Genomic DNA, 17,654 nt, shown 5'->3' on the forward strand with positions numbered 1-17,654 from the left:
TATGCCCGCACCTCCCGCAAGAATTGAAATCTCCGGCGCGTATCCCGTGCCCTCCAGCGGGCAGGCCCGCGTTGGCTTCGGCAAGCTCTGGGACTGGCTCACCGGCGTGCTGGGAAACGGCGCTGGCACGCCCGCAGAGGCACGTCTGGCCCTCGGCATGGGGCCAGTCATCAGCTTTCGCAATCGCGCGCGCAATCCGAATTTCCTCGTCAACCAGCGGGCCAAAGCTGGAGCGGTTGTGCTCGCCGCTGGCGTCTATGGGCACGACGGTTGGAAGGCCGGAGCAGCAGGCTGCAGCTATACGTTCGCCGCTTCCGGCGCTGACATCGTCATCACCATCACTGCCGGGTCGCTCGTGCAGCCGATCGAGGGCAACATGATCGAGGGCGGCGACTATGTCATGTCGTGGTTCGGCACTGCCCAAGGGAAGATCGGCGCCGGTGCGTTTGCGGCCAGTGGCGTGACCGCAAGCGGGGTCACGCCCAACGCGAACCTGTCCGTCGAGTTCGGCATCGGCACGCTGTCTCGCGTGCAGCACGAGCCCGGCCTCGTGCCCACGCCTTACGAGCGTCGCCCGCTTACCTTCGAAGAGCTGCTTTGCCGCCGCTACTTCCAGCTGGTTTACACGGGAGCTCGCTTTCAGGCGAACGCACCAGGTCAAGCCACTTCCTCACAGGTCAATCTGCCCGTGCTGATGCGCGCGACGCCCAACGTCGCAACGTTCACCGCCGGATCTGCCGTCAATGCTGCGGCCTTCAATTACGTCGCCGGATCTCCCCGAGGCTTTCGCTGTGAACTTACCGCCTCGGCGGCCGGAGATTCCTACGTCGTCGACAACGTCACTTCTGCTTCCGCGGAGATCTAACACATGTACACGCAATTTCCAGATCGCATCGTGCGCGATGACGGCGAAACCATCTTCGTGGACCCGGAAAACACCGCCTATCAAGCCTTTCTCGCGTGGGTTTCCGAAGGCAACGAACCAGCGTCACCGGCGGGCCCGACGCTCGAGCAGCGCGCGGCGGCCATGCTCGCAGCCGTCCACGCACACCTGAACGACGCCGCGCGCGCCAAGGGCTACGACAGCATCCTTTCGGCAGCGCTGCGTGCTGCGCTACCGGCCAGTCCGTTCCATGCGGAGGGCGTGGTCTTTGGCACCTGGATGGATCTGGTCTATGCGAAGTGCTACGAGGTGCTGGCCCAGGTGAAGGCCGGCAATGTCACCGAGCCGACGCTCGACGAGCTCCTTGCCATGCTGCCCGACCTGGTGTTGCCGGCGTAAGCGCACAGACGATGGAAGATTTCCTCAAGATCTTCGGCCTGGCGAAGGAGTACCTCGGGCCGGCCGTTGCGATGGCGCTCGCCGGCGGCTGGTATCTCTTCCGGCAGAAGAACGCCGATGCCGTCGCAGGAGCCAATGCCGAGGGAACGATCGGCGCCATCAACTCCTGGAAGGAAATCGCCGGCAACGAGAAGCTGCGTGCCGACGCCGAGCGCGAGGCGCGACTCACCGCGGAAGCACGCGCCGACAGCTTTGCGAAAGAGCGCAACGACGCCATGCAGCAGGTGTGGAAGCTGTCGGGCCAGGTCGAGGCGCTCACCGCTCAGCTCGCCGCTACACAGCAGCAGCTGGAGCAGCTGCGCCAGAAGGTCGCAACCATGGAAGGAGGCGCCAGTGCAAAACCCTGATGCCAAGCCCAAGTTCACGATCATGCGGCGCGCCTTCGAGTCCCTGATGGTCCTCGGCGGCCTGGCCGGAGGCGGCATGGCACTCGGCTACTACGCCGCCGTACAGGTCGAGCGTGCAAACCATGTTCAGGAGATCGCCCGGCTGCAGGGCGCATACGGCTTGACGATCGAGGCGCTCACCAAACGCCTCGATGCCACGGCGGACAGGACAGCGAAAGCTGCCACCAAGGTGGATGCAGCCGCCAACACGGTGGGCGACGTCGTCGACAAGGTCGACGCGGCCGCGTCGAAGGCAGACCGCGCGGCACGCGCTGCCGTGACCACTGCGGCGAAGGCGGCTGCCGTCACGAAGCAGACGCCGGCCCCGTCGGTGGCGGTGCAGCCCGAGGTCGTCAACCGCGAGATCCGGCGCGCTAACGAGCGCATCGGGCAAGGGGAGCGCAGATGAGGAGCGTCGTCCTGGCGCTGCTCCTCGCCGGCTGTGCCGCCCAGCCCATTCCCGAGCGCAAATGCCCGCCGCTGCCGGAATTGTCGGCGCGCGCCGGCGCAGAGGAACGGGCGAATCACTACGCCGTTGTCATTCGCCTGTACGCGCAGTGCGCGGGGGCACCTTCAGGAGACCAATAATGAAACGCACTGCACAGCAATGGCTGCAGATCCTCTCGAGCTGTGGCGTGAAGCTGGCCACCGCACAGCGCTGGGCTGACGTCTTCGCCGATGAGATCAAGGGCAGCACATTCAGCAAGGGCGACATCGAACTGGTCGACTTCCTTCCGACCATCCTGCACGAGTCGATGATGCTCGAGCGGATGGAGGAAAGCCTCGACTACGCTGCCGACAGGCTCGTCGCGGTCTTCGGCGCGCATCGCATCACGCCGGCGCAGGCGCTGCAGTACGGCCGCATTCCGGGCAAGCAGACCGCCGACCAGCGTGCGATCGCGAACATCGTCTACGGCGGTGAGTGGGGGCGCAAGAACCTCGGGAATGTCGGCCCCAACGACGGCTGGACGTATCGAGGCCGCAGTCCTGGCCAGATCACGGGCCTTGCCAACTACGCGCGCGTCGGCGATCTGATCGGCCAGAACCTCGTCGGCATCCCCGACCTGCTCAGTCAGCCGCGGTTCGCGCTGGATGCCTTCATCGCCTGGTGGGAGGACCGCATTCCCGACGCGATGCTCGGTGAGACCACCAGCATCCGCAAGCGCGTGAACGGCGGAGCCCTCGGCCTGGCTGAAGTGCAGGCCCTCACCACCAAGGCACGCGCCGCGCTGGAGGCATGACCATGGACTTCGATTGGAAAGCGACTGTCGGCGCAATCGCCCCCGGCCTGGCCACCGCCTTGGGCGGCCCGCTCGCCGGCGCCGCGGTGAAGGTCATCGCCGACGAAGTGCTAGGGCGTCCCGACGCCTCAGAGCAGGACGTGGCGACAGCGCTGGGCAGCGGCAGCCTTACGGGCGAGCAGATCGTCGCGCTCAAGGCGGCCGAGCAGTCCTTCCAGGTGGAGATGGCGAAGATCGATCAAGCCAGCCAGGCCACCGCCATCGATGACACCAAGAGCGCACGTCAGCAGACGGTCGACTTGGCGAAGGAGCAATCCGCGATCGCGTGGGCGGCGCCGGTGATTTCGACCATCATCGTGGCGGGGTTCTTCATTGTGGTCGCGTTGCTGTTCTGGGTAGAACGCACTTGGGATGAACGCACCGCGGGGCTGCTGAACAACTTGTTTGGTGCCCTGACGATCTCCTTTGGACAGGTCTGCAACTACTGGCTCGGTTCGTCGGCTGGCTCGCGGCGAGCGGGCGACTCGGTGCGCAAGATCGCCGAGCAGTCGACGAAGTAGTCCATCTGCAAGGCCCGGATCTCGTGAACGCGCTGCGCTCGCGGGACGTGTCGAGTAGGCCCGTACTGCGGCTTTCGGCTGTTGGAGGTGGCCCGTGCCGGCGGCGGCCGCACTGGCCAGCGGTAAGTAACCCCTGCGGGGTAACTGCCCCAGAGGCGCATGGCTTTAGGCCTCGAATGCTTCGGTCGCGCTCAAAATCAAGGCGCCACCGGAGACCAAAAATGCTCTCTAGCTTTCTGCGGTTCCCACCCAGCGAAAGTGCCTACAGGCGCAAGTTCCTGGACAACACGGACGAGAACCTGTTCATGGGATCGTTCGAGAGCTTCGCGGCAGCCGAGGCCGGCGCGCCGCCCTCCAAGGCCGTGGGCTACGCCAACGCAGACGTGGGCGAGCTCTACAGCCCCCAGATTTATTTTTACGATTACCCGAGCCTGTTCTGGCTGAGCCGCTCCATCGATGCGGGCCTAACGCGCATCTTCGACCTGGGCGGCCACGTCGGCATCAAGTACTACGCCTTCCGCCGCGTGCTGAGCTATCCCGACACCCTGCGGTGGACCGTGTGCGATGTGCCCGGCGTGGTCGAGAGCGGCCGCGCTATGGCCCTAAAGCGCCAGGCCACCGCGCAGCTCGACTTCACCACCGACTACCGCGACGCGAGCGGCTGCGATGTGTTGTATGCCTCCGGCAGCCTGCAGTACCTGCCCGTGCGCATGGACGCGATTCTTTCCTCGCTGCCCACGAAGCCCAGGCGGATCATCATGAACACCACGGCCGTGCACCCGGAGCGCACGATCTTCACGCTCAACAGCATCGGCGTGGCCGTGTGCCCCTACCGCATTCAGCACCACGACGAGCTGCTCGCCGACCTGGCACGCTCCGGCTACAAGAAGCGGGACGTGTGGCGCAACGAGGGCAAGCCGATCGAGGTGCCCTTCGTGAGCGGCGGCGACAAGCCCTACTACGCGGGTTGCTGCTTCGACTTGGCGGCAGGGGAGACCTCAAACGGCCAGGGCCAGGGTGGGTGAGATGCTGCTCGGACGAAAATTAGGCATCAGTACGAACACGGTGCTCAATTCCGCGGCAAGCCGCCGCAAGCCCGAGCGGCACCTCGGCGGCGACTCTATTTTTTTGAACTGAGCTTAAGACTGGGTGAAACCCTTGTTCCGGAAAGCTCAACTGCCGTGCGAAAGCCGATGCAGGAGTCGAAACGATTGGTGAGCCGGATCACTCAGCCAAGTGCTGGCTGCTTGATGCGCAATCGCATGCGCTTTTTTCCATAGCTTGCAGCGGGCTAAGGCCTCGCCGGAAAGCGCGCCCGGTCCGCGGAGGGCGTCCTCCGCCCAAGCCTCGAAGCACGACACCAGTTGCTCAGTATCGGAGAAGCACTCCTCCAGCGAGCGCAAATAGAGGTCGGCTGCAACCATTGTGTCTTGCAAGGTTGGGCGACTGCCCTCTATCTCCACCGAGAGCAGCCGTCCCCCGCTGGTGACGAAATGGTTCATGCTTGAAGTATATGTACTTCTTATTACAATTGCACGCGGCACGCTACGTGTGCTCGCGCACGGCAATGATCTGAGGATTCCGTCTGACCTTCACGGGACCGTAAGGGACATATTCTTGATCGATGCAACAGGTTTTCAGCTTGATCGAAGAGTTGCGCGCGCTAGGCATCAAGGTCCCCCCTTATCCGCTTCTCGAAATATTGCCGGGACCGGCCGAATACGACGTCCACGGCGTACACCTCCAAGCCCGAGTCGATGATTTTGAAGCGCGAGTGATCTTGTGGCGGAAGAAGGTAGTCGAACTGCACTCGAAGCACGTCCCGCCGAAGGGCTGATCTCGGTCGCCAGCAGTTGCCTCTTGATGGGGAACGGGTCAGCCCTATCTGCGCCGGGCACCGCTCGTGTCAGTGAAGGAATTTAACGTAGACGAGCTCTGGGTCGCCGTCGTCAAGGTTTTCAACGATGCCGCTACGTTGAAAGCCTGCCTTCAAAATGAGCTGTTGGGATGCAAGGTTGGAATGGTTTGTGGATGTGAAGAGCTTGCGCGTTTTGCACGCTGCCTCGGCAGCCGAAAAAAGCCACAGTCCTACTCCCTGGCGCCGATGCGCAGGTGACACGACCACCAAAGCTACAAAGCCATGGTCAAAAAAGTCATGCGTGAGCACGACGTAGCCGACGATTCGACCGTCGTCGGTTGCGACAAAACAGCGTTGTTGCTCCACGGATGTGGCAATGAATTGCGCCCGATCACGGCTCGAAGCCGCATAAACATCGCATTCGCGTATAGCCGGTATATCGTCGGAAAATGCCTTGCGAACCTGCATTGACCTACGCTCCGCGCACGCGATCGCGCAGGATCTCGACCGGCCCGATGCCGTCGTAGACGACCTCGTTGGTCTTCAGCGAAGTAACCGTCCAGCGCTCGCCGGGCGTGACCTTGTAGTCGCCTGGCGTGTGCGGCAACTCGCGCTCCTCGTGCACGTCCTGCCCGAGCCATGACGGCGCGCGGAGGATGGTGGTCTGGTCGTTGAAAAAGTCAGGTTGGCTCATGGGTTCCATTGTCGTTTGGGTGGGTGTCTAGTCATCCTCCAGACGCCCCGCCGGCACGACGTGCCAGACCTGACGGTGCTCAAGCGTCCTGCTTTCTCCGTCGATGGAGTCTGAGCAAAGCTCGGTCCCCGCCAGCAGGAAGCCGGGACCTTTGTACGGCAGCACCACCGGGTCGGAAATCCTCCCGGCAGAGCGCCCCTGTGGGACGCCCCAGTGCTCGAAGAGCATCACCTCAACCAGATTGCGGTTGGAGTTGTTTTTTTCGCGGTCGGACTCGCGGATCACGACGGTTACGCGCAACGGCGAATCACGCTCTCCAGGCCTCAAGCGCAGGCCAAGTCGCATCAGGGGGGTTACATGGGCTAAAAACACTGTACAAGCATACAGTTATTTTTGAGCGCAGAATTCGCCGATGTGCAACCGATACATCTCCCCAGAGACGGCGGAAGCGGAGCGCTTCTGGCGCATCGACGAGCGGCGCAGCCGGCGCAACCCGCTGCAGGGCCCGTTGACGGTGTTCCCGCGGTCACAGGCGCCGTTCATCCGCCGCGCGAAGGATGAGACCGGCTACGAGCGCGAGCTGGTCATCGGGCAGTGGGGCCTGATCCCTTGGTTCGCCAAGGAGCCGAAACTCAAGTTCCCGACGAACAACGCGCGAAGCGAGGAACTCGAGCAGAAGGCCAGCTACAAAGACCCCTGGAAGCGTGGTCAGCGCTGCATCATTCCGGCTTCCAGCTTCGACGAGCCGAACTGGGAGAGCCGGAGAAATCAGTGGTGGCAATTCCGCCGCGCAGACGGCACGCCGTGGGGCCTGGCCGGCCTATGGAACACCTGGACCGACAGGACGACGGGGGAGGTGCACGAGAGCTACACGATGCTCACGCTGAACGCCGATGAGCACCCGTTGATGAACCGGATGCACAAGCCCGACCCGAAGTTGGCGCCCGACAAGCAGGACAAGCGCAGCGTCATCCCTATCGAGTTCGGCGACGTCGACCTCTGGCTGGCCGGCACGGTGGAGGAGGCGAAGCAGTTGCTCAAGCTCGCGCTGGTCGAAGAGTTCGACGCGGGGCCGATCCCGGTGTTGGAGCCAAGTACGCGATAATTGTGTCTTGCAACGACGAGACCCAGGCGAGGGTGGATAGGCGGAGCAGAAGAGTGTTTTGGGTAGCCGCACGCTAACTCGTTGATGTGATTGGACTGGTTCCGATTGCAAATCCGTCTAGCCCGGTTCGACTCCGGGTCGCGCCTCCACCTTCTCGTTCAACAAGATTCGACCTGTCCTTCAAGCCCCGCCAACCGACGTTGCCGGGGCTTGTTTTGTTTGGGTTATCGTCGATGTTCAACCTGACGCCCGGATGGTGAAATTGGTATACACATCGGACTTAAAATCCGCCGCTTCCTTGATCGGGGCATACGGGTTCGACCCCCGTTCCGGGTACCAAACTTACATGGGAGCACTCGATGCCTCGCTACAACGCTCCATTTGAAATCCACGTGCACGGCGATGTGCCGCTGCGTTCGGACGTGAGCTTCGACCAGATCCAGGAGGCGCTCAAGCCCCTGTGGGCGTACGCCGGCGCGAAGTCGCTGGCCGACGGTGCCACGAGCACCTACGAAGAAGAGCCGGGCATCCGCTTCGAGCAAAAGGACCACACGCTGCAGATCTGCTGGACCGTGCCGGGCGACGAAGATTTTCGTCAGGCGCTCGACGAGATGTGCATGGCACTGAACGAGCTTTCCGACCGTGGCGCGGCCATCGAGGTCACCTTCTACGACACCGACTTCGACGAGGAAGAGGGCGACCCCGACGAAGAGTCGCGCGACGACTTCCTGATGCTGTTCGTCGGCCCCAACCCGGCCGCGATCATGCAGGTGCAGCGCGACCTGTTGGTGGAAGACGTCATCAACCTCATGGAGCGCCACTTCGACGGCGCCGAGCTGGGTGGTGTGGTGTCCGAGATCGACCGCCTCTTCAGCGACCGTTTCGACGCACTCGTGAACTCGCTCGAGATCGGCAAGCGCCCCCGCGGCACAGGCGGCCCCGGCAGCGGCGGCAGTGGTGGTGGCCATGGCGGCGGTCGTCGCCCGCGTCACCTGCACTGACCGGCCCGCGCGGGCCTTCCAGGCCCTCTTAGGCCTTTCTAGGCGCTCTCAGGGCGATTGCTGCAGCAACGACTTCGGCACCTTGTAGCGCTCGCCGTCGTAGCGCAGCGTCACGGCACTGAACTTCGCCGGCAGCGTCTTCTCCACGCAGCCTTGGTCTTCTTCCTGCTGCGCGCGGCTTTGCACCAGCGTGCGCGACAGCTGCAGGTCGGCAAAGCCGTTGCTGACCGCCTTGCCGACCGACAGCATGGTGCGCAGCTTCTCGAAGTGCCCGGTGCAGGTGGCGTCCCAGCCGCCGTTGTCGTGGTCGAGCTCGACCTCCTGCAGCACCTGGCGGAACTGCTTGCCGTGGTGCACGTAGAGCCGCACGGTTTCGCTCGCCAGCGGGCTACCCGGTGCGCTGGTGCCGCGGTAGCGCACGCGCACGCCGAAGGCGCGGGCCTCGCTCGACAGCACGTAGCGCGAGGTGTCGATGCGGATGTCCTGGATCGAGGTGGTCGCGTCTTCGTCGAGCGCCTCGGGCTGCATGAGCCGGCCTATGACGGTGTCGCGCTCGGTGTTGCCGTTGTCGGGCCGCTGGATCAGCAGGATCTCGAGGTCGAACACCTTGGCGCCGCGGTCGGTGGTTTCGCGCGGCATCGGCAGCACGACGATGCTGCGCCCGGGGAAGGCCGGCCAGATCTTGCAGGCGGCGAGCCGCTCGTCGAGCGGGCGGTTGGGATGCAGCTTGGCGTGCATGCGCTCGGCCAGGCCGCTCTCGCAGGCTGCGTGGCTCAGGCCGGCGGCCGAGAGGCACAGGAGGAGGGCACTCTGGCGGAGAAAGCGCATGAGGGCGATCAGGTCAGGCCGCGGTGGCCGCGGGAAGCCCGAGCCATCGTGCGGCCGCGGCTTCGAGCACGGCGACGTGGCCGCTGCTTTCCAGGCGCAGCGTGCCGTTGCCGTTGCTGTCACCCGCGAGTTGGCCGGCGGACGTCAGCAGGCGCCGCGTCTGCTGCGCCACGGGCACGCCGGTATCGATGAAGCGCAGCGTGGCCGGCGCATGCCGGGCCAGCGCGTCCTTCACGAGCGGATAGTGGGTGCAGCCGAGCACCACGGTGTCGACGTCGGTGGGGCCGTTGCCTAAGGGCCCGGCCTCGGTCATGTAGCGCTCGCACAGCGTCGCGATGCCAGCCGCGTCGAAGCCTTCGATGGCTTTCACGAGGCCGTCGCAGGGCACCGGCCGTACCTCTGCCGAGCCGGCGAACGATGCGCGCAAGGCGGCGTATTTGGCGCTGGCCAGGGTGCCGCGCGTGGCCATCACCGAGACGTGTCCGGTGCGGCTCGCCGCCACGGCGGGCTTGAGACCGGGCTCCAGGCCCACGATCGGCAGCGCGGGGTGTTCGGCCCGCAGCAGGTGAATGGCGGCGGTCGTGGCCGTGTTGCAGGCCACCACAAGCGCCTTGATGCGGTGTTCCCGCACCAGGTGCTCGACCACCGCGCGCGACCGCTCGATGACATAGGCGTCCCCGCGCTCGCCGTACGGTGCATAGGCCGTGTCGGCGAAATACACGAAGTTCTCGTGCGGCAACTCGGCCCGCAGCGCGGCCAGCACGCTGAGGCCACCGACCCCGCTGTCGAAGACGCCTATGTCGCTCAAGCTTCTTCCATCATGATGGTCTTGAACTCGCCGCTGGCGATGCGCTTCTGCCACTCGGCCGGGCCGGTGATGTGCGCGCTGGTGCCGCCGGCGTCGACCGCCACCGTCACGGGCATGTCGACCACGTCGAATTCATAGATGGCTTCCATGCCCAGGTCCGAGAAGCCCACCACCTTGGCGGTCTTGATGGCCTTGCTCACGAGGTAGGCGGCGCCGCCCACGGCCATCAGGTAGGCGCTCTTGTGCTTCTTGATGGCTTCGATGGCGACCGGTCCGCGCTCGGCCTTGCCGATCATCGCGATCAGGCCGGTCTGGGCCAGCATCATTTCGGTGAAGCCGTCCATGCGCGTGGCGGTGGTCGGACCGGCGGGGCCCACGGCCTCGTCGCCGACCGGATCGACCGGGCCGACGTAGTAGATGACGCGGTTCGTGAAGTCCACCGGCAGCTTCTCGCCCTTGGCCAGCATGTCCTGGATGCGCTTGTGCGCCGCGTCGCGGCCGGTGAGCATCTTGCCGTTCAGCAGCAGCGTGTCGCCGGGTTTCCAGCTCGCCACTTCGGCCGGCGTGAGCTTGTCGAGGTCGACGCGCTTGCTCTTCTTTTCGTCGGGTGCCCAGTTGACGTTGGGCCACAGGTCGAGCGAAGGCGGGTCGAGGTACACCGCGCCGCTGCCGTCCATCACGAAGTGCGCATGGCGGGTGGCCGCGCAGTTGGGGATCATCGCCACGGGCTTGCTGGCCGCATGCGTCGGGTACATCTTGATCTTGACGTCCAGCACGGTGGCCAGCCCGCCCAGGCCCTGCGCGCCGATGCCCAGCGCATTGACCTTCTCGTACAGCTCGATGCGCAGCGCCTCGACCTTGCTGAGTTCGGCGCCCGATGCCTTCTTGGCCTGCAGCTCGTGCATGTCGAGGTCGTCCATCAGGCTTTCCTTGGCCATCAGCGCGGCCTTCTCGGCGGTGCCGCCGATGCCGATGCCCAGCATACCCGGCGGGCACCATCCTGCGCCCATGGTGGGCACCGTCTTGAGCACCCAGTCGACCACGCTGTCGCCAGGGTTCAGCATGACCAGCTTGCTCTTGTTCTCGCTGCCGCCGCCCTTGGCCGCGACCGTCACTTCGACGGTGTTGCCCGGCACGATCTCGGTGAAGATCACCGCGGGCGTGTTGTCCTTGGTGTTCTTGCGGTCGAACTGCGGGTCGGCCACGACCGAGGCGCGCAGCGTGTTGTCGGGGTGGTTGTAGCCGCGGCGCACGCCTTCGTTGATGGCGTCGTCCAGGCTGCCGGTGAAGCCGCCCCAGCGCACGTCCATGCCGACCTTGAGGAACACGTTGACGATGCCGGTGTCCTGGCAGATCGGGCGGTGCCCCGTGGCGCTCATCTTGCTGTTGGTGAGGATCTGCGCAATGGCGTCCTTGGCCGCGGGGCTCTGTTCGCGCTCGTAGGCACGGGCCAGGTGGGCGATGTAGTCGGCGGGGTGGTAGTAGCTGATGTACTGCAGCGCGGCGCTGATCGATTCGATCAGGTCGGCCTGCTGGATCGTGGTCGTCATGGTGGGGGGCTTTTATTGGAGTGTGAAACGCGGGAAACGCCCCCCGATTATCTCAGCCACCGCCCACGGGCTGCAGTGCTACCTTGCCGCGGCCCGGGCCTGGGCAATCCAGTCGTCGAACAGCTGCTGATGCACCCGGATCCACCCGTCCGCATGCTGCTCCACGTCCTTCTGCGTGTTGGCGCCCTGGCTCATGCGCAGGTTCTGTGCGTTGATGTCGCTGATCGGCAGCTTCATCACCTCGAACAGCTTGGCCGCGGCCGGGTTCTTCTCGATGAAGGCGCGGTTGGCGACGATCTGTTCCTGGTTGGCCTGGAAGCCGTAGTTCCTGCCGTTCGGCAGCTGCGTGTCGGCCTTGCCCTCCTGCGACGAAGAAAAAGGCACCTGCAGCCACACCACGTCGGTTCCCGGGCGCAGCACCGCGCTTACCCAGTACGGCGTCCACGTGTAGTACAGCACCGGCTTGTCCTGCTTGAAGCGGGCGATCGTGTCGGCCATCAGCGCGGCATAGCTGCCCTGCTTGTGCGTGACCGTGTCGCGCAACTGATAGGCGCCCAGGTGGTTCTCGATGGCCAGCTCGCAGCCCCAGCCGGGGTTGCAGCCCGTCAGGTCGGCCTTGCCGTCGCCGTCGGCGTCGAACAGCTTCGCGATGGCCGGGTCCTTCAACTGCGCGATGTTCGTGATGTTGTATTGCTCGGCCGTCCTGCGGTCGATCAGGTACCCCTGCACCGCGCCGTCGGAATACACACCCTTGCGCCACAGCTTGGCGTCGCCGCCGCTGTTCTTGTAGAAGTCGGCGTGCAGCAGGCTCCAGTGGTTGGCCATGAAGGTGGCGTCGCCGTTGGCAATGGCCAGGTGCTCCGTGGCGGGCTCCAGGTCCTTCATGGGCTCGACGGTGTAGCCGAGCTTTTCGAGCCCGCGCATCACCAGCAGCGTCTGGAACGCTTCCTCGGCGAGCGAACTCTTCAGCGGCAGCACGCTCACGCCCTTGCCGGGCAGGTCGCTGGCGGCGTGGGCCACGTTCGCGGCCAGGCCGACGGCGACGAAGCCGATGGCCCAAAAACCGCGTGCGATGCCGCGTGAGATGACATTCATTGGCTTCATGCGTCTGGTTTCTCCTTGGCGGTTCATTGCGCTTGCGCGGACAGGGCGGGAACGGGCTCGTTGCCCTGGCGCGAAGACGCGGGGGACGACGAAGGCGAGCCCACCAGCCGCTGCAGCAGGCGCAGCGCGAAGCCCGCAGGCCCGGTGTGCCACCAGCGGCGCCCGGCGCTGCGGCGCGACTTGCCCATGGCCTGCGTCAGGCGGTCCAGCGTGATGGCCAGCAGCACGATGCCCAGGCCGCCCACGGTGGCCAGGCCCATGTCGAGCCGGCCGATGCCGCGCAGCACCATCTGGCCCAGGCCGCCCACGGCGATCATCGAGGCGATCACCACCATCGACAGCGACAGCATCAGCGCCTGGTTGATGCCCGCCATGATCGACGGCATGGCCAGCGGCAACTGCACCTTCACCAGCATCTGCCACGGCGAGGCGCCGTAGGCGCGCGCGGCCTCGATGAGGTCGGGGCGCACCTGGCGCAGGCCCAGGTTGGTCAGGCGCACCAGCGGGGCCAGCGCGAAGATGATCGTCACGATCACGCCCGGCACGTTGCCGATGCCGAACAGCATCACCACCGGCACCAGATACACGAAGGCGGGCGTGGTCTGCATCGCGTCCAGCACCGGCCGCATGATGCGTTGCGCGCGGTCGCTGCTGGCCAGCAGCACGCCCAGCGGCAGGCCGATCACCATGCAGAACACCAGCGAGGTCAGCACCAGCGACAGCGTCACCATCGCTTCAGGCCAGATGCCCAGCATCGCCACCAGCAAGAGCGCCACCGTGGTGCCGATGGCCAACGCACGGCCGGCGAACTGCCAGGCCAGCAGGCCGACGAGGGCGATCATCGCCAGCGTGGGCAGGCCCGTCAGCAGGCTCTGCACCCAGTTCAGCGTGCTGTCAATGGGCAGGCGCACGGTCTGGAAGAAGGGGCGGAAGTGCTCCACCACCCAGCCCAGGCCCTGGTTGATCCAGGACTCGACCGGCAGGGAGCCGTCCCACAGGCGATGCAGCTGGAAGCCGCTGGCAGCGTCGGGCGCGCCGGCCAGTTGATGCGCGGCATCGACCGGCGCGTCGAGCCAGGCGCTGGTGGCCGAGGTGTCAGGCGCGGCGGACATTGCTTCCCACGGATCGACGGGGGAGGGCGTGACAGGCGCGTTCAGGATGGGCGCGTCCATTGCGGGTGCATTCAGCTCGGAAGGAAGTGTGTTGTCGTTCATCGTTCAAGGTCCTTCGTGATTCAGTGCGGTTCGGCGGCGAGCGCGGGGGCGGCGTTGGGCACGACCGGCTCGATGGGCGGCGTTTCGCGGTCGAGGAACTTGAGCAGCGTCGTCTTGCTGATCGCGCCGCAGAAGCGGCCGTCGCTCGCCACCACCGGCAGCGCGCAGGGCGCCTGCGCGAGTTGGCCGATGAGGCCCGCCACGGGCGCCTCGGCGTCGATGCGCGGCAGGTCGGCCAGGAAAGCGCGCTGCAGTCCCAGCGGGCCCGAATGCCCGTCGAGCGCGCCGCGCAGCGTGTCGGCCGACACCACGCCGAGAAAGCGCTTGGTCGGGCTGGTCACGTAGGCGAAGTCGCGGTCCTGGTCTTCGAGCAGCTTGAGCGCCGCGCGCGCGCCGCGCTCGGGGTGCTCGCTGACCACCGTGAGCGACTTGCGCGCGATGTCCGCCGCCTTGAACACGGCCGCCGCGTCCACGCCGCGCACGAAGCTGCGCACGTAGTCGTCGGCGGGACTGCGCAGGATCTCGTCGGGCGTGCCGACCTGGATCACCTGGCCGTCCTTCATGATCGCGATGCGGTCGCCGATGCGCATGGCCTCGTCCAGGTCGTGCGAAATGAAGACGATGGTGCGGCGCTGTTCCTGCTGCAGGCGCAGCAGCTCCGACTGCATTTCGGTGCGGATGATCGGGTCGAGCGCCGAGAAGGCCTCGTCCATCAGCAGGATCGACGGGTCGGAGGCCAGCGCGCGAGCCAGGCCCACGCGCTGCTGCATGCCGCCCGAGAGTTCGTCGGGGTAGCTCGCCCCCCAGCCCGCCAGGCCGACCTGCGCAAGAGCCTTGTCGGCCTGCGCCAGGCGGTCTTTCTTGCTCGTGCCGGAGAGTTCGAGGCCGAAGGCGGTGTTCTCGCGCACCGTCATGTGCGGCATGAGCGCGAACGACTGGAACACCATGCTGATGTCCTTGCGGCGCAACGCGCGCAGCTTGGCGTCGGAGTGTTCGTTGATGTCGGCGCCGTCGATCACGATGCGGCCCGCCGTGGGCTCGATCAGCCGGTTGAGCAGCCGCACGAGGGTGGACTTGCCCGAGCCCGAGAGACCCATGATGACGAAGATTTCTCCAGCCTGGATTTCGAAGGTGGCGTCGAACACGCCGATCGATTGACCGGTGCGCGCCAGGATTTCTTTCTTTGAAAAACCTTGCTGGACCAGTTCCAGGGCCTGCTGCGGCTCGTCGCCGAAGACCTTGAAAACGTGGTCGATGAGAATTCCTTTGGCCATATGCGGGGGCTCCTTGTGATCCCTGTGGAGGGGGTGGACGAACATCGCCACAAGCGGGCGACGGCGACCACGCCATCAGCCGATGGGTTGCCGGGGCGCGCGCAAGACGCGCGCTATGGCCCGGCAGGCCTCAAGGGCTGCCGACAGGCACTGAAGACGACGTGGCGACGAAACCAGTGCCCGCCGGATGCTTCATTCGCAGGGCAACGGGCCTGGTCGAGGGGCGCCGCCTGGATGAGCGTGACGTGGCAATGGGGCCGGACAGATCCGGCCGTTTTGCCGGGCTGGGCCCGGCGGGAGAACCTTGCACCGCGACGGGATTCGGGGATCCGCGAGTAGTGAAGGGGTGACCAACCACCGTCATCATCATGACTTGTTGGTCGTCGGAAGCCTTCGATCATAACTTTTCGGCATGATGAAAGTCAAGACGCAAGGCGTATCGTCATGTCAGCCAGCGGCCAATGGCCCCGTCAGATGCGAGCTACTCGTATTGGCCGATACTCTGACCCGGCACCGCGCCCGCAGCGGCGCAACCTTTCATGATCCCGGAGCTTTTTTCCATGACGACTTCCCACAAGACCCGCGCCGAGCGTGACACCTTCGGCCCGATCGACGTTCCGGCCGACAAGCTGTGGGGCGCGCAAACGCAGCGCTCGCTGCAGAACTTCGACATCTCCGGCGAGCAGCAGCCGCGCGAGATCATCAAGGCGCTGGCCCAGGTCAAGCGCGCGTCCGCCGTGGTCAACCATGCGCTGGGCCTGCAGGACCAGAAGAAGACGAACGCCATCGTCGCGGCCGCCGACGAAGTCATTGCAGGCAAGCATCCGGGCGAGTTCCCGCTGGTGGTGTGGCAGACCGGCTCGGGCACGCAGACCAACATGAACGTAAACGAAGTGCTGGCCAACCGCGCGAGCGAAATTCTCGGCGGAGAGCGCGGGGAAGGGCGCCTCGTGCACCCGAACGACGACGTCAACCGCAGCCAGTCGAGCAACGACGTGTTCCCGACCGCCATGCACGTGGCCGCCGTGGAAGCCATCACGCACAAGCTGCTGCCCGCCATTGCCAAGCTGCGCGGCACGCTCGACCAGAAGGCGAAGGACTTCGCCGACATCGTGAAGATCGGCCGCACCCACCTGCAGGACGCCACGCCCCTCACGCTGGGCCAGGAGTTCTCGGGCTATGTGGCACAACTGGCGCACGGCGAGGCGCATGTGCGCGCCGCGCTGCCGCACCTGAGCGAACTGGCACTGGGCGGCACGGCCGTCGGCACCGGGCTGAACGCGCCCAAGGGTTATGCGGAACAGGTGGCCGCCGAGCTGGCGAAGCTCACGGGCCTGCCCTTCATCACCGCGCCGAACAAGTTCGAGGCCATGGCCAGCGTCGATGCGCTGGTGCATGCCCACGGCGCGCTGAAGACGCTCGCGGCCAGCATGAACAAGATCGCCAACGACGTGCGCTGGCTCGCCAGCGGCCCGCGCAGCGGCATCGGCGAACTGAGCATTCCCGAGAACGAACCCGGCTCGTCGATCATGCCGGGCAAGGTCAACCCGACGCAGAGCGAAGCCGTCACGATGCTGGCCGCGCAGGTGTTCGGCAACGACGTGGCCATCAACATCGGCGGCGCTTCGGGCAACTTCGAGCTGAACGTGTTCCGCCCGATGGTGGCGCACAACTTCCTGCAGAGCGTGCGCCTCCTGGCCGACGGCATGGTGAGCTTCAACGACCACTGCGCCGTGGGCATCGAGCCGAACCGCGAACGCATCACGGAACTGGTGCAGCGTTCGCTGATGCTGGTGACGGCGCTGAACACGCACATCGGCTACGACAAGTCGGCCTACATCGCCAAGAAGGCGCACAAGGAAGGCACGAGCCTGCGTGAAGCGGCGATTGCCTCGGGGCACCTGACGGCCGAGCAGTTCGACCAGTGGGTGGTGCCGGAGAACATGACGGGCCGTTGATCCGGCCAACCCCATGACGCCATGAAAAAAGGACCCTCGCGGGTCCTTTTTCGTTGGGGTCGATCAGTACCCGATCGTGTAGCGCTGGCGCGGGTGCGCAGGCTTTTCCAGCTCGTCGATGAACGCGATCGCGTAGTCCTCGAAGCTGATCCAGCTGCGGCCTTCGGCGCTCACCAGCAGGTCGTCGGTGCCCAGGCGGAACTTGCCCGTGCGCTCGCCTTCCACGAATTCGGCGGAGGGCGACAGGAAGGTCCAGTCGAGCTCCTTCTCGTTGCGCAGCGCTTCCAGGAACACGCCGCCGGCCGAGGCTTCGGCGCGGTAGGCGTCGGGAAAGTTCGGCGTGTCGATCACCTTCAGGCCCGGCGCGGCGAACAGGCTGCCGGCGCCGCCGACCACCAGCAGGCGCTTCACGCCCGCGCGCTTGACCGGCTCGACGATGGCCGCGGGCGGCACGGTGGCGAAGTGCGCGGCGCTGAACACGGCGTCGTGGCCGGCCAGGGCTTTCTCGAGCGCGGGCGCGTCCAGCACGTCGACGTCGACGGCCTTCACGTTGGCGCGGCCAGCCAGCTTGGCGCTGGCCGTGCGGGCAATGGCCGTGACCGTGTGGCCCCGGCGCAGGGCTTCTTCGAGAAGGCGGCCGCCGGCGCGTCCGGTGGCGCCGATGATGGCGATGTGGCTCATGAGGGACTCCTGTCGAAAGACTGAAAGTGGATGGGATGAAGCTCATCTTA

The 17,654-nt window shown here is 65.6% G+C and carries 21 protein-coding genes and 1 tRNA gene; 11 read left to right on the forward strand and 11 right to left on the reverse strand.

Translation table 11 applies throughout. The annotated features are described in order from the left end of the window. The first annotated feature begins 1 nt into the window (after position 1). From AC0IYU_RS17790 to AC0IYU_RS17820, 7 genes are all read left to right on the forward strand, one after another. Positions 2-865: a hypothetical protein gene (locus AC0IYU_RS17790; protein WP_472119511.1), complete on the forward strand. Its 864-nt coding sequence runs from the start codon at positions 2-4 to the stop codon at positions 863-865. Positions 866-868: 3 nt separating this feature from the next. Further along, positions 869-1,282, forward strand: coding sequence for a hypothetical protein (locus AC0IYU_RS17795; protein WP_472119514.1), 414 nt, complete (start codon positions 869-871; stop codon positions 1,280-1,282). Between the two features lie 11 nt (positions 1,283-1,293). After that, positions 1,294-1,689: a hypothetical protein gene (locus tag AC0IYU_RS17800; protein ID WP_472119517.1), complete on the forward strand. Its 396-nt coding sequence runs from the start codon at positions 1,294-1,296 to the stop codon at positions 1,687-1,689. After that, on the forward strand, positions 1,676-2,137 hold the full coding sequence (locus AC0IYU_RS17805) for a hypothetical protein (RefSeq protein ID WP_472119520.1): 462 nt from the start codon (positions 1,676-1,678) through the stop codon (positions 2,135-2,137). The genes AC0IYU_RS17800 and AC0IYU_RS17805 overlap by 14 nt, the downstream gene beginning before the upstream one ends. Positions 2,138-2,315: 178 nt before the next feature. Next, on the forward strand, positions 2,316-2,969 hold the full coding sequence (locus AC0IYU_RS17810; protein ID WP_472119522.1) for a glycoside hydrolase family 19 protein: 654 nt from the start codon (positions 2,316-2,318) through the stop codon (positions 2,967-2,969). Between the two features lie 2 nt (positions 2,970-2,971). Then, entirely contained in the window at positions 2,972-3,529 is a 558-nt protein-coding gene (locus AC0IYU_RS17815; RefSeq protein ID WP_472119525.1) for a hypothetical protein, read from the forward strand. 221 nt (positions 3,530-3,750) lie between these two features. After that, complete coding sequence (locus AC0IYU_RS17820; protein WP_472119528.1) at positions 3,751-4,554, forward strand: TIGR04325 family methyltransferase; 804 nt, start codon at positions 3,751-3,753, stop codon at positions 4,552-4,554. 147 nt (positions 4,555-4,701) lie between these two features. On the opposite strand, the gene AC0IYU_RS17825 is transcribed toward AC0IYU_RS17820, so the two are convergent. From AC0IYU_RS17825 to AC0IYU_RS17840, 4 genes are all read right to left on the reverse strand, one after another. Then, positions 4,702-5,031, reverse strand: coding sequence for a hypothetical protein (locus AC0IYU_RS17825; RefSeq protein WP_472119532.1), 330 nt, complete (start codon positions 5,029-5,031; stop codon positions 4,702-4,704). Between the two features lie 404 nt (positions 5,032-5,435). Beyond that, positions 5,436-5,855, reverse strand: coding sequence for a GNAT family N-acetyltransferase (locus AC0IYU_RS17830; RefSeq protein ID WP_472119535.1), 420 nt, complete (start codon positions 5,853-5,855; stop codon positions 5,436-5,438). 4 nt (positions 5,856-5,859) lie between these two features. Continuing rightward, complete coding sequence (locus AC0IYU_RS17835; RefSeq protein ID WP_472119538.1) at positions 5,860-6,081, reverse strand: hypothetical protein; 222 nt, start codon at positions 6,079-6,081, stop codon at positions 5,860-5,862. A 27-nt stretch (positions 6,082-6,108) separates the two neighbouring features. Beyond that, on the reverse strand, positions 6,109-6,381 hold the full coding sequence (locus AC0IYU_RS17840; protein ID WP_472119540.1) for a hypothetical protein: 273 nt from the start codon (positions 6,379-6,381) through the stop codon (positions 6,109-6,111). 112 nt (positions 6,382-6,493) lie between these two features. On the opposite strand from AC0IYU_RS17840, the gene AC0IYU_RS17845 reads away from it, so the two are divergent. The 3 genes from AC0IYU_RS17845 (at position 6,494) to AC0IYU_RS17855 (ending at position 8,187) form a co-directional block, all read left to right on the forward strand. Beyond that, positions 6,494-7,186: an SOS response-associated peptidase gene (locus AC0IYU_RS17845; RefSeq protein ID WP_472119542.1), complete on the forward strand. Its 693-nt coding sequence runs from the start codon at positions 6,494-6,496 to the stop codon at positions 7,184-7,186. Positions 7,187-7,433: 247 nt separating this feature from the next. Continuing rightward, positions 7,434-7,525, forward strand: a tRNA-Leu gene (locus AC0IYU_RS17850). Between the two features lie 20 nt (positions 7,526-7,545). After that, positions 7,546-8,187, forward strand: coding sequence for a DUF6806 family protein (locus AC0IYU_RS17855; protein ID WP_435483601.1), 642 nt, complete (start codon positions 7,546-7,548; stop codon positions 8,185-8,187). A 48-nt stretch (positions 8,188-8,235) separates the two neighbouring features. Here AC0IYU_RS17855 and AC0IYU_RS17860 read toward each other — a convergent pair whose 3' ends face one another. The 6 genes from AC0IYU_RS17860 to proV form a co-directional block, all read right to left on the reverse strand. Beyond that, positions 8,236-9,015 carry a PA3715 family protein gene (locus tag AC0IYU_RS17860; protein ID WP_472119545.1) on the reverse strand — a complete coding sequence of 260 codons (780 nt, stop codon included), beginning with the start codon at positions 9,013-9,015 and terminating at the stop codon, positions 8,236-8,238. Positions 9,016-9,028: 13 nt separating this feature from the next. Further along, a complete protein-coding gene (gene murI, locus AC0IYU_RS17865) occupies positions 9,029-9,823 on the reverse strand; it encodes a glutamate racemase (RefSeq protein ID WP_472119548.1) in 795 nt (264 codons plus the stop codon). Next, positions 9,820-11,373, reverse strand: a complete 1,554-nt coding sequence (locus AC0IYU_RS17870; RefSeq protein WP_472119551.1) for a fumarate hydratase — start codon at positions 11,371-11,373, stop codon at positions 9,820-9,822. Before AC0IYU_RS17870 ends, murI begins: the two co-directional genes overlap by 4 nt. Positions 11,374-11,451: 78 nt before the next feature. Continuing rightward, complete coding sequence (proX, locus tag AC0IYU_RS17875; protein WP_472119687.1) at positions 11,452-12,468, reverse strand: glycine betaine/L-proline ABC transporter substrate-binding protein ProX; 1,017 nt, start codon at positions 12,466-12,468, stop codon at positions 11,452-11,454. A 32-nt stretch (positions 12,469-12,500) separates the two neighbouring features. After that, on the reverse strand, positions 12,501-13,691 hold the full coding sequence (gene proW, locus AC0IYU_RS17880; protein ID WP_472119554.1) for a glycine betaine/L-proline ABC transporter permease ProW: 1,191 nt from the start codon (positions 13,689-13,691) through the stop codon (positions 12,501-12,503). A gap of 20 nt (positions 13,692-13,711) precedes the next feature. Beyond that, on the reverse strand, positions 13,712-14,965 hold the full coding sequence (gene proV / locus AC0IYU_RS17885) for a glycine betaine/L-proline ABC transporter ATP-binding protein ProV (protein ID WP_472119557.1): 1,254 nt from the start codon (positions 14,963-14,965) through the stop codon (positions 13,712-13,714). 560 nt (positions 14,966-15,525) lie between these two features. Here proV and fumC point away from each other — a divergent pair. Next, positions 15,526-16,923 (forward strand): class II fumarate hydratase, encoded by a 1,398-nt coding sequence (gene fumC, locus AC0IYU_RS17890; protein ID WP_472119560.1) that lies wholly within the window; start codon positions 15,526-15,528, stop codon positions 16,921-16,923. Between the two features lie 63 nt (positions 16,924-16,986). On the opposite strand, the gene AC0IYU_RS17895 is transcribed toward fumC, so the two are convergent. Further along, positions 16,987-17,604 (reverse strand): NAD(P)-dependent oxidoreductase, encoded by a 618-nt coding sequence (locus AC0IYU_RS17895; RefSeq protein ID WP_472119563.1) that lies wholly within the window; start codon positions 17,602-17,604, stop codon positions 16,987-16,989. Between the last annotated feature and the right edge of the window lie 50 nt (positions 17,605-17,654).

Source organism: Variovorax sp. AC103 (assembly GCF_979254005.1).